The organism is Pseudomonas sp. GW821-FHT09C08, from assembly GCF_059418125.1.
Genome location: NZ_JBWKPG010000001.1, coordinates 890,175 through 910,004, shown reverse-complemented (window position 1 = coordinate 910,004; position 19,830 = coordinate 890,175). Strand labels below are relative to the sequence as shown.

14 protein-coding genes are annotated in these 19,830 nt (G+C 60.5%); 4 read left to right on the top strand and 10 right to left on the bottom strand.

Going from position 1 to position 19,830, the window contains the following annotated elements:
* Nucleotides 1-427: 427 nt before the first annotated feature.
* From AC07OJ_RS03625 to AC07OJ_RS03605, 5 genes are all read right to left on the bottom strand, one after another.
* Nucleotides 428-4,639, bottom strand: a complete 4,212-nt coding sequence (locus AC07OJ_RS03625) for an Mcf1 protease effector domain-containing protein (RefSeq protein ID WP_495093962.1) — start codon at nt 4,637-4,639, stop codon at nt 428-430.
* Between the two features lie 244 nt (nt 4,640-4,883).
* Nucleotides 4,884-6,566 carry an ATP-binding protein gene (locus AC07OJ_RS03620; RefSeq protein ID WP_065905365.1) on the bottom strand — a complete coding sequence of 561 codons (1,683 nt, stop codon included), beginning with the start codon at nt 6,564-6,566 and terminating at the stop codon, nt 4,884-4,886.
* Complete coding sequence (locus tag AC07OJ_RS03615; protein WP_065905363.1) at nt 6,563-8,065, bottom strand: ATPase domain-containing protein; 1,503 nt, start codon at nt 8,063-8,065, stop codon at nt 6,563-6,565. The genes AC07OJ_RS03620 and AC07OJ_RS03615 overlap by 4 nt, the downstream gene beginning before the upstream one ends.
* A 120-nt stretch (nt 8,066-8,185) precedes the next feature.
* On the bottom strand, nt 8,186-9,244 hold the full coding sequence (locus tag AC07OJ_RS03610) for a tetratricopeptide repeat protein (RefSeq protein WP_495093961.1): 1,059 nt from the start codon (nt 9,242-9,244) through the stop codon (nt 8,186-8,188).
* Nucleotides 9,245-9,320: 76 nt separating this feature from the next.
* Nucleotides 9,321-10,214 carry a bestrophin family protein gene (locus tag AC07OJ_RS03605; RefSeq protein ID WP_065905359.1) on the bottom strand — a complete coding sequence of 298 codons (894 nt, stop codon included), beginning with the start codon at nt 10,212-10,214 and terminating at the stop codon, nt 9,321-9,323.
* A 224-nt stretch (nt 10,215-10,438) separates the two neighbouring features.
* Here AC07OJ_RS03605 and AC07OJ_RS03600 point away from each other — a divergent pair, with 224 nt between their 5' ends.
* The 4 genes from AC07OJ_RS03600 to AC07OJ_RS03585 are packed head-to-tail and all read left to right on the top strand — an operon-like array spanning nt 10,439 to nt 14,324.
* Nucleotides 10,439-11,206 (top strand): SDR family NAD(P)-dependent oxidoreductase, encoded by a 768-nt coding sequence (locus AC07OJ_RS03600; protein ID WP_120448635.1) that lies wholly within the window; start codon nt 10,439-10,441, stop codon nt 11,204-11,206.
* Between the two features lie 11 nt (nt 11,207-11,217).
* A complete protein-coding gene (locus tag AC07OJ_RS03595; protein ID WP_495093960.1) occupies nt 11,218-12,402 on the top strand; it encodes an acetyl-CoA C-acyltransferase in 1,185 nt (394 codons plus the stop codon).
* Between the two features lie 9 nt (nt 12,403-12,411).
* Nucleotides 12,412-13,539: an acyl-CoA dehydrogenase gene (locus AC07OJ_RS03590; protein WP_065905356.1), complete on the top strand. Its 1,128-nt coding sequence runs from the start codon at nt 12,412-12,414 to the stop codon at nt 13,537-13,539.
* An 11-nt stretch (nt 13,540-13,550) separates the two neighbouring features.
* Entirely contained in the window at nt 13,551-14,324 is a 774-nt protein-coding gene (locus AC07OJ_RS03585) for an enoyl-CoA hydratase (RefSeq protein WP_065905355.1), read from the top strand.
* 139 nt (nt 14,325-14,463) lie between these two features.
* On the opposite strand, the gene AC07OJ_RS03580 is transcribed toward AC07OJ_RS03585, so the two are convergent.
* The 5 genes from AC07OJ_RS03580 to AC07OJ_RS03560 form a co-directional block, all read right to left on the bottom strand.
* Nucleotides 14,464-15,615 (bottom strand): acyl-CoA dehydrogenase family protein, encoded by a 1,152-nt coding sequence (locus AC07OJ_RS03580; RefSeq protein WP_495093959.1) that lies wholly within the window; start codon nt 15,613-15,615, stop codon nt 14,464-14,466.
* Nucleotides 15,616-15,618: 3 nt separating this feature from the next.
* Entirely contained in the window at nt 15,619-16,722 is a 1,104-nt protein-coding gene (locus AC07OJ_RS03575; RefSeq protein WP_495093958.1) for an enoyl-CoA hydratase/isomerase family protein, read from the bottom strand.
* Nucleotides 16,723-16,864: 142 nt separating this feature from the next.
* Entirely contained in the window at nt 16,865-17,575 is a 711-nt protein-coding gene (locus AC07OJ_RS03570) for an HPP family protein (RefSeq protein ID WP_495093957.1), read from the bottom strand.
* A gap of 183 nt (nt 17,576-17,758) precedes the next feature.
* Nucleotides 17,759-17,917 (bottom strand): type VI secretion system contractile sheath small subunit, encoded by a 159-nt coding sequence (locus AC07OJ_RS03565; RefSeq protein ID WP_257236856.1) that lies wholly within the window; start codon nt 17,915-17,917, stop codon nt 17,759-17,761.
* A gap of 289 nt (nt 17,918-18,206) precedes the next feature.
* Nucleotides 18,207-19,829 (bottom strand): ArnT family glycosyltransferase, encoded by a 1,623-nt coding sequence (locus AC07OJ_RS03560; protein ID WP_495093956.1) that lies wholly within the window; start codon nt 19,827-19,829, stop codon nt 18,207-18,209.
* Nucleotide 19,830 lies beyond the last annotated feature (1 nt).

Below are 19,830 nucleotides of genomic sequence, written 5' to 3'. Positions count from 1 at the left end.
CGCCTGAATCCCCCCTGACACTGCATTGACTGGAAGGGGTCTCAGGGAATTGCTGGTTGATAACATGCTCGCCTCGCTTCGCGTACTAAAAATATGGCCGTGTCATATGTCATGGTATGGCCCTATAAGTTGTTCAGCTTGGGCGGCGGGTTCCACAGCAGACATAGAAAGACTTATATGTTTACTGATAGGCGGATATACCCCTTGGGGCGGGCGGTTTTTAAAGAGAATTGATGAGCCCGAAGTTTAAGTCGCCAGGTATTCGGGCTGAGTGCGCTATTGTCAGGTAGGCAGACAGGTATATAGCAAGTTGGCAGCCGTCTTTTTCTTTTAAATCTGCAGATAAATCCTGTGCGGCGTTATAGTTGACGCAGCGGCGTCGAAAGCCCGACGCCGCTGATTTCATAGGCTCAAGATGAGAGGTGCCTTAGCTCACCATAAATGCCGGCGGTATGTCGCCTTTGACATAAAACACCTCTAACTCCTGCCCGTTCAATTTTTCAACGGCTTGCAGAAGGGTTGCCTTAGTGATTTTTTTATCCCTGACCAGTCTTTCACCGTCTTTGAGAACGATATCGACCACCGTCCGAAATGCGTCCGGGTCTTGGGTGGTGTCGACCGTAAAGACGGGCACCTTCTTCGTGGGGGTTGAGTATTGGGTGGCAAAACTATTGGCTTTGGCCTTGCTCGCGCTGAATGACATGACTTCACCGCCACTGCCTGATGTTCTCGCCGTATGTTGGATAATCGCAGCCAGATAGTCGTCGCCGAACGAGTCCGTTCCCGCTGCACGCCTGAGACCGGTCGCGAGAGTATCCCCGGTAGCTGTATGCCCCCGGAATATTTGGGTTGGGACGGCGAAGTCAAATTGCTTCAGTTCCTCAAGGGTTCGGACACTTGCCTTGGCTCCGGGCGTGGCAAGATGTTCACTGAGTAAACGAACCATGAACTTTTCAGCACTTCTTTCGCTGTCTGGTCGGATGGCCAGTCGTGCGTCATAGAGCTTTTTAACATCCGTACTCAGCACACTGTTTGTTCGCTGCCACGCGTCAGTATGGTCGAAGACCTTGAACTCCAACTTCGCGGGGTCAGTGCTATGAGTCACGTAGCCTGGCTTCAGTTTCGTGTCGCGAGTCAGTTTCTCCAGGGCCTTTTCCATGTCCTGGGCATTGGAAAATTTCGCAAGCCCATGATTAGGGTCATAGAAGTAGAAGCTCTTTCCTGTGTCATCAACCCTTACCCCAGCCGCCATGGCGTGACCAGGAGAGTCGATCATGATTGACTTGGATACGCTGGCGTCGGCCAGCTCATTCACGATGCCTTGAATCGTGTCCTGACGCACTGTCTGCTGAGCATGGAAAGCACTTCGTGCGCCGACTTGGGTTTGGATCTTGCTCAGTTTGGCAGTAAATTCCCTGGAGGCCGGATCGGCCGGGTAGGCCGCTGCACTGAGCATGTTTTTGATCAATAACCGTTCTTTGCCTTCTGCCATGGCGTCCGCCATGACGCGCGACAGCGCGGCACATTGGCCATCGGACAATTGCCCGGTCTTGGAAAGGTAGATGACTTGAGGCATAGGTATTACGCTGCCGAGCCCGGGTTCTATGGCGTCGATAAAACGAGCTGAGCCACCTCGACCGAGTTGGTAAGAGAGATCGTCGAAGCGCTTGAGCAGCATCCCGACCTCCTTGGCAGTAAGGTTTTTATTGCCAGCCAGGGTGATGATATCTGCGGGCTTCATGGAATTGGAAAACCCCGCGATAGTTTGCGGGTTTCCTGATTGGTATCCGCTTTCAAACTGAGCTTTTTGCGGTCCAGTGCGATGGTCGTTAACGGTCTTTTTCCAGCTTTTGACAACGGCCTCATCGAGTGTCTTTCGGGGGCTGTCCGCAGTCGCCCATTTCCCGAATTCTGCCATTTGGGCCTGCAGCGACGGCAAGAAATCCTCCAGCGGTGCGCCATAAGGTTTCAGTGACAAAGGATCAAGTGCGTACCACTTGTTATCTTTGAACGCTGCCGCGCCCTGCACAATTTCGCCTTGATGCTTGAAGGTACCCATCGACACGCTGTCCAGGCCGTTAGGCGCCGTGAGCAAACCGCGGCCAGACAACTGCAGAGAATGAACACCGTCATAGAGTGACGATGCTGCGGATTTCGCACCTTTGGTCAACAAGCGCGTCAGGTCCGCTACGTCAGCGAAAAGATTGGCGTCTTTCAGCACGGCGCCGCCGAATTTTTTAACGCCTGTCAGCAGCCCTAAGGCGGTTTTTTTACTGGTTCTGTTAACAATGCCACCGCCTTTGGCGCCAGGATTATAAAGCGATATCAGATCCAGCATGGCATCGCCGATGGCTTCGTCCCATTTACCCTCAATCGCGTTTTCGATAGCGGACTTGAACGGAATAATGACATTCAGAATGCCGTTGTTGAGTTGATGGTTTTCCCGGTATCGCTTCTCAAAGTTTGTTTCACCTGAAGCATCTGTCTCGAAACTGTCCTTGTCGCTGAAAAAATGCTCGCTGACGGTCGTGGCAATCGCATCGGTCTTAGTGGTGAAAAATGTCTTGAGGGGGGCCGTTGTCGAGTTCGGTTCGTCGGCGCCGGGGGTACCTGATGCGGGCTGGATCTTGACCCGATCAATGATGACGGGGACTTTTGGCGGTGGCAGCCCTCCGTGCCCGATCCCATACTTATCCAGATCGAACGGCAGCCGTGTAAACCCTTCGATATATTTATCGCCGTCTACCCCTCGGGCGATATGGGTTGCACCGATTGGCAGTTCTTCAGGCAGGTCGGTTTTTTTGCGAATGGTCTGATCGCTTATAGAAAACTCATAGTAGGTGGTTTCCTCGCCACGCACCGTTTTAAACAATAGGCAACTGCGCCCAATATTTTTGTATTGTTTTTGACTGATGTCATCGTCGCTATCCTCACGCAGGGGGAGGCGGACGGAGTAAGCCGTTACGCCGCCGAATTCAAAGTTTTTTCGGTCTTCTAAAGGGAGTCGTGAAATTTGACTCTTTATCCGTGAGGTAAAGGCTTTTTTTACCCCGTCGAAATAAGGCGTGAACGTTTCTTTAAATACTTCTTTGATATCAGGAAGTTCATCGAATTTAGGCTCGACTTTTTTTAGAAGCTCCTTGTCAGAATCAGACCTGAGCGTATCGGTCTTGAGCCGACCCGACATATATAGATCAATAATCGAGTACGCTATGCCACCTCTGTTTTGGCGGCCCAGCTTGATGAATTCTTTCTCCAGAGGGACGTCATCGCCCAGTACTTTTTTGAGTTCGGCTTCTGCCAAGGCTTTTCGGGTCGGCAGCGGTGAGGAGAACACCGCGAGGCGTGTACTGAGCTCTGTTATCTGCTCGTTGAATTTGCCCTGCGTGTGTTCAATCGCTGCCGGGTCGTAGTTGTCATCGTCATTCTTGATGAGAAAACCATTGACGATACCCCAGTCAACCATGGCGTTGCGTCGCGCAAGGGCGGCTTGCACCGCTTGGCGCTCGCTAACCGGAGAGGTGTTGCCGAACTCGATCACTTGGTCAAATGTCATGGTCGCCGCAGTACCGGGCGCCTGTTGCTCAATGCGCGAAACGGCAGCACTGAACACAGCCCACTCGTTGGACCCGTACACCAGGTTCTCGGGCAACTGTTTGACCAGAAACTGCGGCGCGACCCGCGAGAGCAGCAAGTACCCCCTTACGTCAGGAACATCGGCGTTTTGACGTTCCAGATGGTCATTGACCGCTGCGATGATCGCCGAAGCGGGTTTGCCCCAATTGTCGGGCTGGTTCAGGTCATAGCCTGCGATACGGTTGCGTTGTGTTTCGGGCGTGATGCCCAGTTCCAGTGCCAGCGCTGTCATCAACCATTCATTGACACTGGTTGGGGTTGAAATACCCTGCAGTTCGGCTTCCAGTTTCTGACCCAGTGCCTGCGCCTGGGGGTTTGCGATCAACTGATCTAGTACCTTGCGAGGGGTTACGGGTGAATCCGTGTTGGTGACAGCGTGTGTGATCAAGGACTGAATGCTGGTATTGGCTGATTCGTTGACGATAGCGCGCACGCGGTCTTGCTGGGATTGAGCCAAGGGTATGGTCCGACCCAGCAGCCCTCCGAAATCACCCAGCGCAGGCGGTGCGGGCAATGGCATGGCAATTTTCTGGGTCAATCGCAAGGTCTCTTGCCAACTGGTGGGTAACGGCAAGCCCAGCGCCTGGATGAACCGTTCAGCGCTTATGCTTTGCCCTTCGACAAGGTTGTTCTTGCGCGCAATGTAAGAGTCTGGTGGCAGGGTTATCTGCAGCGATCTAAGCCGCCGTTCAGTGCCATAGTATTGATGTTTCTGCAATTCACCTGTTTTAGTCAGACCGTCGATAAGTGCTTGTTGGCCCATGGCATCAGCCGCCGTCATCGAATGTTTTTGCGGCGGTGGTGGCAGCTGGTTCTGGACACTGTGTTGGGCGAGCAGCGATCCTTGCCCGATGCTCCGAATAGATCGTTGATTAGGTACGGGATCGATGCCCCGCTCGGAAGAAGATTCAGCAAGAGGCACTTGGGGCGAAGGGGAAGTGGGTGTTTGCGGGGCGTTCTGAAGATGCGGGCGGGGAAGAGTAACGCTATCAGGTGAAATCATGGGTGGCATTCTCTGAGAGGCAAATGAACATACCCCGGGTGTTGTAACTGCGCCCGCGGTATAACACTTGGTATTGGCATCAGCCTCTAGCGTTCCAACTCTACCCTTTGCCGGAAGTTTCTATGTGCGCTGTCGACGCCGATACAAACGGCGCCCCTGCGTATTAGTGCCTAATTCATCGCCATCAACGTAAATAGCTCGTCAGCGGACCCGGTCGGTCCCAGCGTTTCGTTTAACCTGCGCCTCATTCCCTTATCTGCAGGTGAATCATCTCCCGCACCTTCGCCGTCAACAGATCAAAGGTAAACGGCTTGGTGATCAACTGCATGCCCGGGTCCAGGAACCCGCCCCGTACCGCCGCATGCTCGGCATAGCCGGTAATAAACAAAACCTTCAAGTCCGGGCGAATTTGCCGGCCGATTTCGGCCAGCTGGCGGCCATTCATGCCTGGCAGCCCCACATCGCTGATCATCAGGTCGATGCGCTGGCTGGACTCGATGATCGGCAGCGCATTGTCGGCATCGCCGGCTTCGACGAAGGCGTAGCCCAACTCGCTCAGCACCTGGCTCACCAGCACGCGCACGGCGGGGTCGTCCTCGACGATCAGCACGCACTCGCCGGCATTCGCGAACGGCAATAGAGCGGAGTCCAACGGCGTATCAGCCGTGACTTCACCGACAAAACGCGGGAGAAACAGGCTGACGGTGGTGCCTTTGCCCACCTCACTGTGGATGGTCACATGGCCATGAGATTGGCGTGCAAAACCGTAGATCATCGACAAGCCCAGGCCGGTGCCCTGGCCGATGGGTTTGGTCGTGAAGAACGGGTCGAATACCCGCCCCATGAGGCTTTCCGGAATCCCGCAGCCGGTGTCGCTGACGCTCAGTTCCACGTAGTCGCCGGGGTTCAAGGTGCCATACGCGGCGGTGAACACGCTGTCGAGGTGGCGGTTGCTGGTTTCAACGATCAGCCGGCCGCCGTCGGGCATGGCGTCGCGGGCATTCAAGACCAGGTTGAGCAGGGCGCTTTCCAGCTGATTGGGGTCGGCTTCGGCGGTCCACAGCCTGTCCTCCAGGCGCATGTCCAGGGCAATGCTCTCGTTGATGCTGCGTTGCAGCAGTTCGCCCATCGAAGTGACCAGCTCGTTGATCTGCACTGGCTTGGAATCCAGCGACTGGCGCCGTGAAAACGCCAGCAGGCGGTGAGTCAGGCCGGCAGCGCGGTTGGCCGAAGTCACGCCCAGGTCAATCAGGCTGTCGAGGTCGTCCAACTTGCCGCGCGACACACGCCGCCGCAATAGCTCCAGGCTGCCGATAATGCCGGTGAGCATATTGTTGAAGTCGTGGGCGATACCGCCCGTCAACTGCCCGACCGCTTCCATTTTCTGCGATTGGCGCAACGCTTCTTCGTTGCTGCGCAACTGCGCCGTGCGCTCCTCGACTTGTTGTTCGAGGGTTTCCAGGGTGCGCTGCAGGCGCAGTTCGCTCTCGCTGAGGTCAATCAAGCGGTCACGCGCGTCGTATTGCCGGCGGCGACCGCGCAGGGCCGCGCTCACCAGGCTGATCAGGGTGATGGGGTGGAACGGCCGCTCAAGGAATGTGACATTGCCAAGCAAGCCACTCAGGTGCGAGGAACCATTCTGTTCGCTGCCGCCGTGGTGGGTCATCAGCACGATGGGCAGGTCCGACCAGGCTGGCTGCTGATGCAAATGCTCCAGCAACGGCTCCAGGTCCGCGCCCCGCAGCGCTTCGGCCGCAATGATCAGCAGGCCGGCACCTTGCTCCAGGGCCTCGCACAGCATCGGCAGGCTGCTGGCAACGATGCCGCTGTAGCCGGCCTCGTTGAGCATCATCAGCGCCAAAGTACCGTCACGGCCCATAGGCGCCAGGACGATGGCGCGCTCGGATACGGGTGAAATAGCCGTCACACGCCCTCATCCTTGAGCAGAGGCGAGCCTGCGCCCATGTAGGTTGGAATGCCACGCAACACGCCCTGGAAATTATCCAGCGGTTCGCCGACGGTCATGCCACGGCTGCTGATACGGTATTCGCGGATGGTCGACTCGTGAGAGCCGGTGCGTTTCTTGATGATCGAGATGGCACGGCGCACCTTGCCCAGCGCCTCGAAGTAACGCAGCAGAATCACGGTGTCTGCCAGGTAAGTGATGTCGACCGGTGCCTGCATGTCGCCGACCAGCCCGTGCTGCGCGACGGTCATGAAGGTGGCCGCGCCCCGGCGGTTGAGGTACAGCAGCAACTCGTGCATATGCAGGATCAGCGCGTTCTCTTCCGGCATGGCCGCCTGGTAACCGTTGATGCTGTCGATGACCACGGTCTTGATCCCACGCTCGTCGACACAGCGGCGTACCCGGTGCGAGAACTCGCCGGGGGACAGCTCGGCGGCGTCCACTTGTTCGATCAACAGGTTGCCGGTGGCTTGCAGGGCGTCGAGGTCGATGCCCATGTTTTTCATGCGCTCGAACAGCAGGCCCAGTTCTTCATCGAAAATGAACAGCGCGGCTTTTTCGCCACGGGCCACGGCAGAGGCGGCAAAGATCATCGAGATCAGCGATTTGCCGGTACCGGCCGGGCCGAGGATCAGGCTGCTGGAACCGGTCTCCACGCCGCCGCCCATCAAGGCGTCCAGTTCTTGGATGCCGCTGCTCAAGGTCTGGCGCACGTAGCCGCCGCGATGCTCGGCGGCCACCAGGCGCGGGAACACGTGAATGCCATCCTGCATGATGGTGAAGTCGTGAAAGCCGCCACGATATTTCTGGCCGCGGTACTTCACCACGCGCACGCGTCGGCGTTCGGCGCCGTAGTTGGGTGTCAGTTCTTCCAGGCGAATGACGCCGTGCGCCACGCTGTGCACGGTTTTGTCGAGGGATTCGGTGGTCAGGTCATCCAGCAGCAGTACGGTGGCGTCATAGCGCACGAAGTAGTGCTTGATCGCCAGGATCTGGCGGCGATAGCGCAGCGAGCTTTGTGCGAGCAGGCGGATTTCCGAAAGGCTGTCGATCACCACGCGGGTCGGCTTGACCCGTTCCACCACTTCGAAGATCTGCCGGGTGGCTTCGCCCAGTTCCAGGTCGGAGGAGTACAACAGGCTCTGCTGGTGCTCGGCATCCAGCAGGCTCTCCGGCGGGGTCAGTTCGAAGATATGGATATTCTCGTCTAGGTCCCACCCGTGGGACTTGGCGCCTTGGCGCAATTCGCGCTCGGTTTCGGACAGCGTGATGTACAGCGTTCGCTCACCTTCTTTCGCGCCGGCCTGCAGAAAGTGCAGGGCGACCGTGGTTTTACCGGTGCCAGGTTCGCCTTCCAGGAGAAACAGATGGCTGCGCGATAGCCCGCCGGAAAGAATGTCATCAAGACCTTCGATGCCGGTGGCTGCTTTTTCGGATAACAACGCTTTGGATGTAGACAAGAAGTGCCCTCAGGTCACATACGAGTAGAGGATGCGCGCCCTGGTGGACGCGCCATGTTCTCTTGACCGTAGCGCTTTGCGGCGGTTCAACCTGTTCCAGGAAAATACGGCCGGTGATGTCTACAGACCCTGTTGCAGGGCCGGATCGTCGGGGTTTTGCTGTTCGAGCTGGGCCAGCAGCACCTGCACGTTCTGCAATTGGCCGCTTTCTTTCCAGTAGGTGACGAGCAGCACCCGCGCCTTGCGATTGGCCGGATGGCGCTGGATGATTTCTTCCAACTGGCGCTGGGCCGCTTCCTGTTCCTGCTGGGCGTGCAGGGTGGTGGCCAGGTCGTAGCGGTAATCCTGATTGTCCGGCTCCAGCTCCACGGCCTTGGACAGCCCCAGCAGCGCATAGGGGCGCTCGCCGTGGTGCAGCAGCCACATGCCCAGCGCATGTTGCAGGTAAGCCGATTCAGGGTGCGCCGCCAGTTGCCGCGCGAGCAGTTGACGGGACTCGTCGGTCTTGCCTTGCTTATCCAGCAGCTCGATCTGCGCGACCACCGCCTGCAAGTTGTCCGGCTGCAGGCGCATGGCCTGTTCCAGCGCATTTTGTGCATCGGGCAGCAGGGCGCTGTGGATGTACAGGCGCGCCAGTTGAATCCAGCCCTCAGCCGTTTCCGGCTGGGCCTTGAGCTTCTTCACGAACTCATCCAGCACCTGCTGCAAGGGCCCGAAATACAAGCTCAAGGTGTCGGGCGAGAGACCGAGCAACGCATTGGCGGCGGCAAAGCGCACGCCTTGCTCGGGGTCATCCAGGGCAGGGCCGAGCAACAGCGTGCGCTGGCCCGTGGGCACCAGGCCGACAATGCTATGGATAGCGGCTTCGCGTACCAGCGGCGAGTCGCTGGCGAGGTCTTTATCCGCCAGCTTCAAGGCCTGGGGGCTGGGGTAGTTGGGCAGTTCGGCATGCAATGCGGCGCGGCGCTCGGGCGACAGGTCCGGCCGGCCCAATTGCTGATAGAGCACGCGCGCCGCGCCCGGCTCGCCGTTATGCGCCTGTTTCAGCGCTTTCGCGTAACCATGGGCAATGGCGGGTGGCACGGCCACCGGTGTGGAACGGGAGAAATACCAGGTGATCAGTACAATCAACAACAGGGCGCACAGGCCGACGATGGAGTAACGGCGTGACTTTGACATGCAGGCGTCCGAAAGCTTGGGCAGCTAGAGCAAAGCCATCAGCTTCGGCCAGACCAGGGCAGGTGTCAAACCCGCGTCAGGTCAGCACGTATTCCACCGGCTCGAGCGGCGGCGGCAAGTCGGTTTCGCCGAGGGCCGCGAGAATCTCGCGCTCCAGGGTGCGCAGGATCGCGTTGCAGGGCAGGTCGTTTTCGTCGAAGCCGAAAGGGTCTTCGAGATCATCGCCGATCTCGTCCAGGCCAAAGAAGGTGTAGCTGACAATGGCGGTGAACACCGGCGTGAGCCAGCCCAGGGGCTCGGCCATGGCGAACGGCAACAGAATGCAGAACAGGTAGATGGTGCGGTGCAGCAGCAAGGTGTAGGGGAAGGGCAGCGGCGTGGCCTTGATCCGCTCGCACGAGGCCTGCACCTGGCTGAGGCTGACCAGCCGGGTCTCCAGTTGGGTGTAGCGCCATTCGCTGAGCACGCCCTGTTCGGTCAACACGGAAAACCGCGCGCCGACCTGCTGCAGCAGCTTGTCGGGGAGGTTGGGGTGGCGGGTGTCGACGTCGCTCCACGGCTTGATTGCCAGCGCTTCATCTTCATGCCGCAGGCGGGCGACCAGGCCGTGCGCAAAACCACCCAGCGCGCGCAGCAGGCCGGCGCGCTCGGCCGGGTCACTGAGCACCTGGGTCTCGCGGATCAGCGAGCGTACATCGATGATCATCTGCCCCAATTGCTTGCGGCCTTCCCACCAGCGGTCATAGCAGGCGTTATTGCGAAAGCTCATGAAGATCGACAGCGACAGCCCCAGCAGCGTGAATGGCGTGGCGTTGACCTTGGAGAAATACGCCGGGTGCAGCGTTTCCACCAGCACGATCACCGAGGCCAGCAACGTGACCAGCAGGCTGCGCAGGGCTATGCGCTTGGCTATCGAGCCTTTGAGGGAGAACAGGATACCCAGGAGGTTGGGTTTGGGACGCACAATCATCGGCGGGACAGGGCTTCTTCGGGGACGCGGCTTCAGGGGGTGTATAGCCCCTCAGATTAGAAGCAAGCGCGACAGGCGTCCAATCGCTTGGACTGACTGGCCGATAAGCAGGATTGATGACTGGCCAAACCAGTCAAGCAGGTTGAAAGCTTTGACCATTGCTGCGCCAGCGCGCGGGAGCGACTATTTCCACGATTCGGTCCTTCTGGTTCAAGGAAACAATAATGCAGATTGAAAACAAGATCTTCCTGGTCAGCGGCGGCGCGTCAGGCCTGGGCGCGGCCACCGCAGAAATGCTGATTGCCGCCGGTGCCAAGGTGATGCTGGTGGATTTGAACGCCGACGCGGTGACCGCCAAGGCCAAGCAGTTGGGCGAGAACGCGCGCAGCGCCGTGGCCGATATCAGCCAGGAAGCGGCGGCCGAAGCCGCCGTGCAAGCGACCGTTGCCGCCTTTGGCGGCCTGCATGGGCTGGTCAACTGCGCCGGTGTGGTGCGTGGCGAGAAAATCCTCGGCAAGAACGGCCCCCACGGGCTGGCCAGCTTTGCCCAGGTGATCAACGTCAACCTGATCGGCAGCTTCAACCTGCTGCGCCTGGCAGCAGCGGCCATCGCTGAAACCGAAGCGAATGCCGATGGCGAGCGCGGCGTGATCATCAACACCGCCTCGGTTGCAGCGTTTGATGGGCAGATCGGCCAGGCTGCCTATTCCGCGTCCAAAGGCGCGATTGCCAGCCTCACGTTGCCGGCCGCTCGCGAGCTGGCGCGCTTTGGTATCCGCGTGATGACCATCGCCCCGGGTATTTTCGAGACGCCAATGATGGCCGGCATGACCGCCGAAGTGCGCGACTCGCTGGCCGCAGGCGTGCCATTCCCGCCGCGCCTTGGCAAACCTGCGGAATACGCGGCCCTGGTCCGCCACATCATCGAAAACAGCATGCTCAATGGTGAGGTGATCCGTCTCGACGGCGCCTTGCGCATGGCCGCCAAGTAAGGAGAACTTCCATGACTGATCCCATCGTAATTGTCAGTGCCGTGCGCACCCCCATGGGCGGCTTCCAGGGCGACCTCAAGGGCCTGACTGCGCCGCAGCTGGGTTCTGCCGCGATCCGTGCAGCGGTCGAGCGTGCCGGCATCGCCACCGATGCTGTCGATGAAGTGCTATTCGGCTGTGTGCTGCCCGCCGGCCTCGGCCAGGCACCGGCGCGCCAGGCGGCCCTCGGCGCCGGGCTGGACAAGTCGACGCGCTGCACCACCCTCAACAAGATGTGCGGTTCGGGCATGGAGGCGGCGATCCTGGCACATGATTCGCTGCTGGCCGGCAGCGTCGACGTGGTGATTGCCGGCGGCATGGAAAGCATGTCCAACGCCCCTTATCTGCTCGACCGCGCCCGCAGCGGCTACCGCATGGGCCACGGCCGCGTGCTCGACCATATGTTCCTCGACGGCCTCGAAGACGCCTACGACAAGGGCCGCCTGATGGGCACTTTTGCCGAAGACTGCGCCGCGCACAACGGCTTTACCCGTGAAGCCCAGGACGCCTTCGCCATCGCCTCGCTGACGCGTGCGCAAGAAGCGATCACCCATGGCAGCTTCGCCGCCGAGATCGTCCCGGTGCAGGTCACGGTCGGCAAGGAACAGAAGACCATCCAGCACGACGAACAACCGCCCAAGGCCAGGCTGGACAAGATCGCCAGCCTGAAACCGGCGTTCCGCGAAGGCGGTACCGTGACGGCGGCCAACTCCAGCTCGATCTCCGACGGTGCGGCGGCCTTGTTGCTGATGCGCCAGTCCGAGGCGCTCAAGCGCGGGCTCAAGCCGCTGGCGGTGATCCATGGTCACGCGGCCTTTGCCGATGAGCCCGGGTTGTTCCCGGTGGCGCCGGTGGGCGCAATCCGCAAGCTGATGAGCAAGACCGGCTGGAGCATCGACGAAGTTGACCTGTTCGAGATCAACGAGGCCTTTGCGGTCGTCACCCTGGTGACGATGAGCAAGCTGGAAATCCCGCACGCCAAGGTCAACGTTCACGGCGGCGCCTGTGCCCTGGGCCACCCGATCGGTGCTTCCGGCGCGAGAATCCTGGTGACCCTGCTCGCGGCCCTGCGCCAGAAAGGCCTCAAGCGTGGCGTGGCCGCGATCTGTATCGGCGGCGGTGAAGCCACGGCCATGGCCGTCGAATGCCTGTATTAAGGAAACCCTATGCTGCCCAATGACGAACAACTGCAGATCAGCGACGCGGCCCGGCAATTTGCCCAGGAGCGGCTGAAACCGTTCGCAGCCGACTGGGACCGCGAGCACCGCTTTCCCAAGGAAGCCATCGGCGAAATGGCCGAACTGGGCTTTTTCGGCATGCTCGTGCCGGAACAGTGGGGCGGCTGCGACACCGGTTACCTGGCCTACGCCATGGCCCTGGAAGAAATCGCCGCCGGCGACGGGGCCTGCTCGACCATCATGAGCGTGCACAACTCGGTGGGCTGCGTGCCCATCCTCACGTTCGGCAACGATCAGCAGAAAGAGCAATTCCTCAAGCCGCTCGCCAGTGGCGCCATGCTCGGCGCGTTTGCGTTGACCGAGCCTCAGGCCGGTTCGGATGCCAGCAGCCTGAAGACCCGGGCGCGTCTGGACGGTGATCACTACGTGCTCAATGGCTGCAAGCAGTTCATCACCTCCGGGCAAAATGCCGGGGTAGTAATTGTGTTTGCGGTGACCGACCCGGCCGCCGGCAAGCGCGGCATCAGCGCGTTCATCGTGCCTACCGACTCGCCGGGCTACAGTGTGGCGCGGGTCGAAGACAAGCTCGGCCAGCACGCCTCGGACACCTGCCAGATCCTGTTCGAGGACGTGAAAGTGCCGGTGGCCAACCGCCTGGGCGCGGAGGGCGAAGGCTATCGAATCGCCCTGGCCAACCTCGAAGGCGGTCGCGTGGGTATCGCCTCGCAGTCGGTGGGCATGGCGCGCGCTGCCTTTGAAGCCGCCCGCGACTATGCCAGGGAACGCGAAAGCTTCGGCAAGCCACTCATCGAGCACCAGGCCGTGGCGTTTCGCCTGGCTGACATGGCCACGCAAATCGCCGTCGCCCGGCAGATGGTGCAGTACGCGGCGGCACTGCGTGACAGCGGCAAGCCGGCGCTGGTGGAAGCGTCCATGGCCAAGCTGTTCGCCTCGGAAATGGCTGAAAAAGTCTGTTCGGCCGCCTTGCAAACCCTGGGCGGTTACGGTTACCTGAGCGACTTCCCCCTCGAGCGGATCTACCGCGATGTGCGGGTCTGCCAGATCTACGAAGGCACCAGCGATATTCAACGCATGGTCATCTCACGCAATCTCTAAGGAGCCGATACATGAGTTACGAAACCATTTTGCTCGAAGTCCAGGGCCGCGTCGGGCTGATTACCCTCAATCGCCCGCAAGCCCTGAACGCCTTGAATGCGCAGTTGGTCAGCGAGCTGAACCAGGCGCTGGACGGCCTGGAAGCCGATCCACAGATCGGCTGCATCGTGCTGACCGGTTCGAAGAAAGCCTTTGCCGCCGGCGCCGACATCAAGGAAATGGCCGAGCTGACCTACCCGCAGATCTACCTGGACGACCTGTTCAGCGACAGCGACCGCGTGGCCAACCGCCGCAAGCCGATCATTGCCGCGGTCAACGGCTTCGCCCTCGGCGGGGGCTGCGAATTGGCGTTGATGTGCGACTTTATCCTGGCCGGTGACGGCGCCAAGTTCGGCCAGCCGGAAATCAACCTCGGCGTGTTGCCGGGCATGGGCGGCACGCAGCGCCTGACCCGCGCCGTGGGCAAGGCCAAGGCCATGGAAATGTGCCTGACCGGGCGCTTTATCGATGCAGTAGAAGCCGAGCGCTGCGGGATTGTCGCGCGCATTGTGCCGGCGGATGAATTGTTGGAAGAGGCCTTGAAGGTCGCCACATTGATTGCCGGCAAATCGGTTCCGATCAGCATGATGGTCAAGGAAAGCGTGAACCGCGCGTTTGAAGTGAGCCTGTCCGAAGGCGTGCGCTTTGAGCGCCGGGTGTTCCATGCCGCGTTCGCGACCCTGGATCAGAAGGAAGGCATGGCGGCGTTCGTGGCCAAGCGTGCGCCGGCGTTCAAGGACAAGTAAGCCCCCCATCACTGACACCGATGATCCAAATGTGGGAGCGGGCTTGCTCGCGAATACGGCTAATCAGTCACTGCAGCTTTGACTGACCTGGCGCATTCGCGAGCAAGCCCGCTCCCACATGGGGGGTGTGGTCTTTCAGTTAGAGGGCATAGTTCTTCAGTTCCCTGGCAATCACCATCCGCTGTATCTCGCTGGTCCCTTCGTAAATCTGCGTGATCCGTGCATCGCGGTAGTAGCGTTCCACGGGATAGTCTTCCAGATACCCATATCCACCGTGAATCTGCATCGCCGAGGAGCAGACCTTTTCGGCCATTTCCGAGGCGAACAGCTTGGCCTGGGAGGCTTCCGACAGGCACGGTTTGCCGGCCGAGCGCAGGCGCGCGGCGTGCAGGATCAACAAGCGCGCGGCGTTCAGGCGGGTTTGCATGTCGGCCAGCAGATTCGCCACGCTCTGGTGCTCGATGATTGCCTTGTCGAACTGCACGCGGTCGCGGGCGTAGACCAGCGCAGCTTCAAACGCCGCGCGGGCAATGCCCAGGGCCTGGGCGGCAATGCCGATGCGGCCGCCTTCCAGGTTCGACAGCGCAATCGCCAGGCCTTTGCCGCGCTCACCCAGCAGGTTGGCTTCGGGCACGCTGCATTGGTTGAGGGTGACGGCACAAGTGTCCGAGGCGCGAATGCCCATCTTGTGTTCGGTACGGTCGACGACAAAGCCTGGCGTGTCGGTGGGCACCAGGAATGCGGAGATACCTTTCTTGCCTAATTGCGGGTCGGTCACGGCGAACACAATAGCGAGTTTGGCGCGCTTGCCGTTGCTGACAAATTGCTTGGCACCATTGATCACCCATTGGCCATCGCGCAACTCGGCACGGGTGCGCAGGTTGTGCGCTTCGGAACCGGCCTGCGGTTCGGTGAGGCAGAAGCAACCGATTGCCTGGCCACTGGCGAGGTCGGCCAGCCAGGTCTGTTTCTGTTCCTGTGTGCCGTAGTTGAGAATGGGCCCGCAACCGACTGAATTGTGGATACTCATCAGCGCGCCGGTGGCGCCATCGCCGGCGGAAATTTCCTCGACCGCCAAGGCATATGCGACGTAGTCGACATAGGTGCCACCCCATTCTTCAGGGACCACCATGCCCAGCAGCCCGAGTTCGCCCATCTTCGCAACCAGGGCATCGTCGATCCAGCCAGCTTTCTCCCAGGCTTGGGCATGGGGGGCGATTTCGCCACGGGCAAAGTCACGCGCCATGTCGCGAATCATCACTTGTTCTTCAGTGTATTCAATGTCTTGCATGGCTTAGTTCGCAACCTTCTCGAAGTGATGGAAGAAGCTCTCGACATGGGTCTTGTCCAGGCCGTGCAGCGTGGGCGGGTTCCAGCGCGGGGCCTTGTCCTTGTCGATGATCAGGGCACGAACGCCTTCGATGAGGTCGCCGCGTTCAAACCACTGGCGGTCAAGGTGCAGTTCCAGTGCAAAGCAGCGTTCCAGCGGCAGGCGCCGGCCGCGACGCAGCATTTCCAGGGTCACGGCCATGGCCAGCGGCGAGCGGGTGTGCATCAGTTGGGCGGTAGTGAGCGCCCATTCATGGCTGTCGGCGACCGTCACCTGCTGCAATTGCTCGACGATACTCGGTATATCCGGCAGGCCGAAGAAATGGTCGATGGCCGGGCGCAAGGCGGCCAGTGGTGCGTCGGGCAACTGTTGCACGGCGAGTTTGGCCAGTACGCCCTGCAGGTCCTTGAGCGGCGACTCGTGCCATTGCAGGCAGTCGAGCTTGTGGTCGAGGTCGGCCAGCTTCGCGCTGTCCAGGTACCAATCGGCGAGGCCGCAGTAGAGGGCGTCGGCGGCGCGAATCTGCACGCCGGTGACGCCGAGGTAAATCCCCAGCTCGCCGGGAATGCGCGGCAAGAAGTAGCTGCCGCCAACGTCCGGGAAGTAACCGATTGCCACTTCCGGCATGGCCAGGCGGCTACGCTCGGTGACCACGCGCAGATCCGCGCCCTGCACCAGGCCCATGCCGCCGCCGAGGACAAACCCGTCCATCAACGCGAGGACAGGTTTGCGGTAATGGTGGATGGCCAGGTCCAGCGCGTATTCCTCGACGAAGAAATCTTCGTGCAGGGTGTCGCCGTTTTTGAAACTGTCGTAGAGGGAGCGAATATCACCGCCGGCGCAAAAGGCTTTTTCGCCGGCGCCGCGCAGCACCACGGCATGCACCTGCGGATCGTCGGCCCACGCCTGCAGCTGGCGGGCGAGGCTGCGGACCATGTCCAGGGTGATGGCGTTGAGGCCGGCAGGGCGGTTGAGGGTAAGGTGGCCGATGTGGTTGCGCACTTCGGCCAGGACGTCGTCTTGAAGGATATCGGCGCTGCTTGCTTGGTTTGAAACCTGAGCAGTCATCTGTAACTCCCTGCTTTTATTGTTCTTTATCAAGAGGTTCAGCGAAGAACCATCTCGCGATCGTACCAGTGCAAATTTGCCCAGTACAACCTTCAATCATGCAGGTCGTTTTTGCATTTATGCAGCAGGCCGCGCGTCTGCGTCAGGGGATGCGGCTGGCCAGGACTTCACCAATACTGCGGCGCCGCGCGTGGGTTTCGGCGGCGTGGATCAACTGTTCCAACTCGCTGGGGGCGACATCGTAGAACTGCTCCATGTCGGCCAGCGCGAGCTTCAGGTCGGCAGCGGTAATGGCCGGGTCTTGAGCGGCCTGCGTGTCTGGCAGGACCACCGCGGGAGCCTCGACGGCGCCCTTGGGGTAGCGGGTGCGCGTGGCATTGTTGTAGGCCAGTGCACAGGCGAGCAGGGCGCCGGCACCCAGCAACACCGCGCCCATCTCATGCCAGCCGATGGCGGCCGAGGCCGGGTCGGCCAGTACCAGGGTCATGGTCAGGCCACCGGCAGGTGGATGCAGGCAGCGCAGCCAGCACATCAACACCACCGTCATGCCTGCCGCCAGGCACGCACCGCCCAGGGTGCGCCCAAGGACGCGGGCCACCAGCAAGGCCACCACGCCAGCACACAGGTAGCTGCCGATGATCGACCAGGGTTGCGCGAGCGCGCCGGATGAAACCGCAAACAACAACACCGCCGAGGCCCCGAGTGGCCCCAGCAGGTGCAGGGCCACGTCCATGCCAAACACTTGGGCACATAACCACACGCTGAACAGCGTGCCGAGCGCCATGCCGATGGCGGCACGACTCCATTCAGTGGGACGGGTATTGACAGCAGCAGGGAACCAGCGAGCGAGCATTGACAGGCATTCCATAAACGACAGGCAAAAAAAAGGCTTGTCTGGTTGCCCGGAAAAGCCCTTTGAAAGTTCCAACATTGGGGGAAGGAACCTGTGCAGTGTGCCGTGCCTGTCGACACCGCGCCAATGCATATTAATGCAGGTTAAATCCAAAAATAATGCAGTTAAATGAGACTGCCACGCTTACAAAAGAGGGACCTGCACACTGAGCTTGCCCAGGACGCGATCATCGGTCTCGTCGTTGAACAAGCGTTTGCGCAGATCCGCCTGCAGCCCGGTATCACTGGCAAGTGGGCCCTTGAGCGCCACCAGCGCGTCGCGTAATTCCATCAGCCGCTCCAGAGGCGGGACTGGCAAATAGCCAACGTGAACGAGATCGGGCTCCGGGGTCGCGTAGGCGCCCGGCGAAACATCATCTGACACGGCATTGTCCTCTTATTGGATAGGCTGCGGCGTACACCGCGGGCCTACAGCTTCCTTGTTGTTATGCATGACCCGTGGCGGTAAATGATTACCACACATGGCATTCGAGTTTACCGTTGGGTTTCGGGCGCGGGGAAGGGCAATGGTCGCAGCAATTACGCATAGCTGCGTAGGAGTTTTCTGCGTCGGGAGCCCCGACGCAGAGCACTCAAGGGTGTGGGGTCTGGGCCAGGTGCAGCAGCACGTAGGGGTTGCGGTCGAACTCACCGCTCAGGGTCGGCGTGAGGGCGCGAAAGCGCGGGTCTTTCAACCCTTCGAAATCCGCCTCGCTCATCACCAGCCAGGCCGGCCCTTGTATCGGATTCAGGTCAGCGGGGTTCTGGGTGAACAACGGTACCTGGTCGCAATCAAGGTTGACCATGTATTTGATGGCCTTGGCGTCTTTACCCAGGCCGTGCAATACCACGGGCGCGCGCTGCTGCATGACCTGCTCGTGCACCTGCAGGGTAAACGTGTGGGTGTCGTAGAGGCTGCGCTCCAGCGGCTCGACCACGCCGATATAGCTGGCCCACACCGCCAGTACACCGGCCAACGCCGGGCCCAGCGGGCGCAGTTGCGACTTGAACAACGCCAGCAAAGCCACGACCTGCAGCGCGCCCAGCAGGCCAAACATTGGCCCCAGATGCTCCAGCTGCTGCGGATAACGTGTGCGTGCGAACAACAACCCGGCGATCAGCAGCGTCGGAAGCAACGTCCAAATGCCCAGCATCAGCCTGCGCAACCCGGCAAACAGCCGACCCTCGGCAACCTGGAACGGATAGGCCGCAATGATTGCCGCCATGGGCAACATCGGCAGCACATAGCGCGCCTTTTTGGCCTGTGGGATCGACAGGCCAAGCATCACCAGCAGGCCGGCGGCCGCGCAGTACAGCACCAACTGCAAGGCCGGCCCCGGCGTACGCCGGCCGCCGAGGGCGATTGCCAGCAGCACCAGCAGCGCCACGGGATAGGCCATGGCGTAATTGCCTAGCGAACTGGTGAAGTAATACAGCACGCCACTGGAGCCTTCGCTGCCGTCCATGCGCCCCAGGAACTGCATGCGGATCACGTCCTGCATGAAGCTCTCACCGCCGCTGAGCTTGGCCATCAGCAACAGCAGGCCGACACACGCCACCAACAGCGCCAGCGCCAGCAAGCCAAAACTGAACAGCTGCCGCCATTGCCGATTGATCAGGTAGTAGCTGCACAGCACGCCGGTGGGTATCACCAGGCCAATCGGACCGCGAATCGCAAAGCCGAGGATCAGCAGCAGGTACAGCCAGTGCAAGCGCTTGCCAGCACCGAAGTGGTCATGCGCGTAACCCAGGTAGAACACCGCCAGGGCAATCGCGGCGAGCATCTGGTCGAGGGATACCGAGCGGGTTTCACTGATGAAGGTACTGCTGAGCAGCAATACCGCGATGCTCAGCAGGCCCCAGTGCCGGGAGTAGGGCGCCGTGAGGCGATACACCAGCACCACGATCGCGGCCGAGGCCAGCGCCGTGGGCAACCAGGCCGTGAGGCTGGTGACCTGGCCCAGGGGCAACGACAGCAACCAGGTCAGCAGTGTCGAGGTGGCCAGGTAATCCGCATACGGCTGCCCGTAGGTGGTCGGGAAAAAGCCCGGCCCGTGGCGCAGCATCTCCTGGGCAAACACCACGAAGCGGGAGTCGAAGCCGATAATCGCCTGGTGCCAGCTGCCAGCGATGAATAACGCCAGCGCCAGCAACCCCAGCAGTAGGGATTGGCGGCGAATCGTCGGGCTCAGCAGGGACGGTTGAGCTTTGTTCACG

Coding starts and splice junctions, on each gene's coding strand:
- AC07OJ_RS03625 (WP_495093962.1), bottom strand. CDS start 4,639: ATGATTTCACCTGATAGCGTTACTCTTCCCCGCCCGCATCTTCAGAAC.
- AC07OJ_RS03610 (WP_495093961.1), bottom strand. CDS start 9,244: ATGTCAAAGTCACGCCGTTACTCCATCGTCGGCCTGTGCGCCCTGTTG.
- AC07OJ_RS03605 (WP_065905359.1), bottom strand. CDS start 10,214: ATGATTGTGCGTCCCAAACCCAACCTCCTGGGTATCCTGTTCTCCCTC.
- AC07OJ_RS03600 (WP_120448635.1), top strand. CDS start 10,439: ATGCAGATTGAAAACAAGATCTTCCTGGTCAGCGGCGGCGCGTCAGGC.
- AC07OJ_RS03595 (WP_495093960.1), top strand. CDS start 11,218: ATGACTGATCCCATCGTAATTGTCAGTGCCGTGCGCACCCCCATGGGC.
- AC07OJ_RS03590 (WP_065905356.1), top strand. CDS start 12,412: ATGCTGCCCAATGACGAACAACTGCAGATCAGCGACGCGGCCCGGCAA.
- AC07OJ_RS03585 (WP_065905355.1), top strand. CDS start 13,551: ATGAGTTACGAAACCATTTTGCTCGAAGTCCAGGGCCGCGTCGGGCTG.
- AC07OJ_RS03580 (WP_495093959.1), bottom strand. CDS start 15,615: ATGCAAGACATTGAATACACTGAAGAACAAGTGATGATTCGCGACATG.
- AC07OJ_RS03575 (WP_495093958.1), bottom strand. CDS start 16,722: ATGACTGCTCAGGTTTCAAACCAAGCAAGCAGCGCCGATATCCTTCAA.
- AC07OJ_RS03570 (WP_495093957.1), bottom strand. CDS start 17,575: ATGCTCGCTCGCTGGTTCCCTGCTGCTGTCAATACCCGTCCCACTGAA.